The organism is Clostridia bacterium, assembly GCA_014360065.1.
In the GTDB taxonomy this organism is placed as follows: Bacteria; Bacillota; DSM-521; order Neomoorellales; family JACIYF01; genus JACIYF01.
In genome coordinates this window covers 1-3,112 of record JACIYF010000197.1, presented here as the reverse complement: position 1 = coordinate 3,112, position 3,112 = coordinate 1, and the positions used below count along the sequence as shown (strand labels likewise).

General features: G+C 50.4%; 4 protein-coding genes. 3 read left to right on the top strand and 1 reads right to left on the bottom strand.

Going from position 1 to position 3,112, the window contains the following annotated elements:
- Positions 1–54 precede the first annotated feature (54 nt).
- The 3 genes from H5U02_14875 to H5U02_14865 all read left to right on the top strand — a co-directional run bounded on the left by H5U02_14875 (position 55) and on the right by H5U02_14865 (position 2,218).
- Positions 55–516 carry a nucleotidyltransferase domain-containing protein gene (locus H5U02_14875; protein MBC7343704.1) on the top strand — a complete coding sequence of 154 codons (462 nt, stop codon included), beginning with the start codon at positions 55–57 and terminating at the stop codon, positions 514–516.
- 246 nt (positions 517–762) lie between these two features.
- Entirely contained in the window at positions 763–1,068 is a 306-nt protein-coding gene (locus H5U02_14870) for a hypothetical protein (GenBank protein MBC7343703.1), read from the top strand.
- A gap of 256 nt (positions 1,069–1,324) precedes the next feature.
- Positions 1,325–2,218: a hypothetical protein gene (locus H5U02_14865; GenBank protein ID MBC7343702.1), complete on the top strand. Its 894-nt coding sequence runs from the start codon at positions 1,325–1,327 to the stop codon at positions 2,216–2,218.
- 25 nt (positions 2,219–2,243) lie between these two features.
- Here the strand turns inward: H5U02_14865 and H5U02_14860 are convergent, their stop codons facing one another.
- Positions 2,244–2,915, bottom strand: coding sequence for a GDSL family lipase (locus H5U02_14860; protein ID MBC7343701.1), 672 nt, complete (start codon positions 2,913–2,915; stop codon positions 2,244–2,246).
- Positions 2,916–3,112 lie beyond the last annotated feature (197 nt).

Below are 3,112 nucleotides of genomic sequence, written 5' to 3'. Positions count from 1 at the left end.
AAAATATTGTCTCAGCCGGCCTGGGGTTGCGGAACCCAGGTTGCCAAGTTGTAAATGAGGCGGTGGAACGTGAAGGGCAAGAAGCATGATTTATCGCCATCGGAAAGAAATCAGTACGTGAAATTATTGACAGCTCGCCTGCGTGATTATCCAGAAGTCTTGTTTGCCTATCTGTATGGTTCTTTTAGCGAAGGTTTACCTTTCAGCGATATTGATGTTGGCATTTACCTCCACCAAGAAAGACTCTCAGGCAGGGAAATGCAGCAGTACGAGCTAAGAAAAGGAATAGATCTTGAGCTATTAGCAGGCCTACCTGTAGATCTGAGAGTGTTGAATTATTCCTCTTTGCCTCTCCGATATCACGTCAGCCGGGGTGAACTGCTTTTTTCCCGCGATGAACCTACCCGCTACGCCTTCCTAGAAGCTACCTGGCGTGATTACTTCGATTATTACCCCTTGGCCCGGCAGTTTTTCCGCGACTTGACTGCCGTGCCTTTTGGCAGTCCGGTAGATTAATATTCTCGCCTGAACAGGCCTGGACAGGAAATGCGCCCATGGTAGCCATTTTGTCCCTCTCAACTTCAACACTTCACTCAAGCACTCCTTCCCGCTTGGGGTGGACACTAACCGTAAGCCAGCGGAGGTTACTATACCCTTCCGATCCATGGTTATAACCCTCTCAGAACTGAGCGACTCCTTTGCGACTAACGGCTATAGCCATGTTCAGTAAAAATGTTATAATCGATTTGGGGTGATCAAGCAATGAGTGTTGAGTGGCCAGAGGTCATATATGAGGCTTCGCGACTCTTTAAATTGCCGGTTCAAAACATTGTCTCCAAGGGATTAGCTAAGTTTATCCAGGAGCAAATTAGCCAGAATGAGCAAATGATTGATAACCTCAAGCGGACCTACGCTGTTTCCGAGCACCAGGAACTGGAAGAAAAGATTCGCTCCAAAAAAATACCGAGCCATCCTGCGTGGGAGGATCTTATAGCTTGGGAACAGACTGATGAGCATTTGAAGCGCTGCCGAGACCTTCTAAAAGAGCTTGACCCGGACGGTGAATAAGTCTTTGGATATCTATGGCGACCTTCAGGCCATTGCCTCTGCCGAGTATCCCCATCTCATTTCCCCATCATCTTCATCATGGTAAACAGGAGTATGTGGTGGAAAGTCATCTTAGCCCAGACCTAGCTTGCGCTTTTAGGCAAGTCCTTGATTTTATTGCGGCGGAAATGGCTGGGGGATAAGCCTTCACCACTGGGGCTACTATGCCTCCCCCATCCATGTTATAATTCTCTTAGAACCGAACGGAGGAGAAACCTTGTCATCCGCAGTAATTGACCGCAGCCTGAAGGTCCTGGCTAGAGAATATCCTGACGCCTTTGTAAGGTTAACCTTGGGCCAACTAGGCATAGAAGGCCAAGGATGGCGGCTCCAGTTCCTTGAAAACCCCGAGGTCAACATTCCCGAGAAACGACTGGATAGCGTCTACCAGTTGAAGCTGGGCCATAAGGAGTATCTCTTGCATCTTGAGTTTCAGCTCCGCCACCAGCCGGACATGCCGGAAAGAATGTTTAAGTATGCTGCTTTTCTCACCGAAAGCTACGGCCTGCCGGTAATCCCGGTAGCCATCTATTTGGAAAGGGCAAACTATAATAACCTACCCCAAGCCTACGTAGTAGAATTAAATAACCTGGTGGTAACAAGCTTCACCTACCAGGTAGTTAAGCTGTGGGACTATTATGAGGCTATCAGCCAAGGCCGGCTAAAAGAGTTTGCTCCCTTGCTCAGCATGCTAGCTGAAAAGAAGGATGTGAGCGTCCTCTACCGTACTAAAGAATTGATCTTAGCGGAACCGGATAGCAGACGGCGGGCCGACAGCCTCTCCATTGCCTTAACTGTAGCCGAGCGCTACTTTGATCGGGAAACCTTAATGAGGCTCTTTCGGGAGGAGATCCTGATGTACGTCAAAGAGTCAAGCTTCGTCCAAGAGTGGTATAACGAGGGCGTCGAGAAGGGCATTGAGAAAGGTAGGATTGAGGCCCTCCGGGGCGATATCCTGGATGTGCTTAAGGAGCGGTTTGGTGAAGTGGATCCAGAAATCATCCAAGCCATAAACCAGATTGAGAGTTCAACCACCCTCAAGTCTCTGCTAAAAATGAGCATCAAAGTGGCGAGCCTGGAAGAAATGAAAAAAGCCATCGCTGCCGTGTGAGTATGCTGGTTAGATGCGTCCACTGCTAATACGTAGGCGGTACCAGCAAAGAAGACAGAGCCCGGAATGCTGCTTCGGCCATGGCCGCATAACCGGCCCGGTTGGGATGGCCGCCATCGCTAAAGTATTCGGCCCGACCATCCAAGGCTCCGGCGTCCCAAAGGGCGCTGTAAAAATCGATCAGGGGTGCCGGAGAAGTCCTTTGCAGCCACTCCCGAAAAGAATCTAGCCAGTCAACCATCACCTGTATTTCCTCCTGGCTGATGGCGAATTCTCTTTCCACCAATTTTCGGCATATGGGGATGGTTACTCCTACCAAGGGCTGGATCCCATGGCGCTTGGCTTCGGCCACCATGGCTTCAAGGTGTTTTTGCGATTCCTTTGAGGACCAGCCCCACCAAGCGTCGTTGGTACCACCCATTATTATGACGTGGGTCGGCCTGGGAGTGGTGACTACGTCCCGGCTGAACCGCTCCCGCATTTCTCCCAGAGTCTCTCCGTTCACGCCTCTATTGATCATTTGTACCACGGGGTTGGTTGCGCTTTGCTTGCTGGTGGTCCCCTGAGCCAGGTTGCCCATCCGGCTCGTAGCCAAGTACTGGTTTAACTTCTGTTCGGTCAGCGCCACCCAGGAGGTCTCTGGCCCGTATGGGTATCCATAAGTAATGCTGTCGCCCAAACAGACGATACGAAGCATGGCGAGCTCCTTTCTGGCTTGCCGGCGCTATCTTTGTTTTGGTAACGTTTTGGTTGTTAGGCTTACCCAAAAACAATTATAATACCTGGTGAACACGATTGGCCAGCTGAGCCAAAACTATCGTCTGTCCCCATTCGACCATGGCAAGGGGTGAGCGATGCCTTCATCACTATGGCCTGCCGCATAGAGGAAGTCAA

What these genes read in the sequence shown, in the direction of transcription:
- H5U02_14875 (MBC7343704.1), top strand. Translation starts at nt 55, where the DNA reads ATGAGGCGGTGGAACGTGAAGGGCAAGAAGCATGATTTATCGCCATCG.
- H5U02_14870 (MBC7343703.1), top strand. Translation starts at nt 763, where the DNA reads ATGAGTGTTGAGTGGCCAGAGGTCATATATGAGGCTTCGCGACTCTTT.
- H5U02_14860 (MBC7343701.1), bottom strand. Translation starts at nt 2,915, where the DNA reads ATGCTTCGTATCGTCTGTTTGGGCGACAGCATTACTTATGGATACCCA.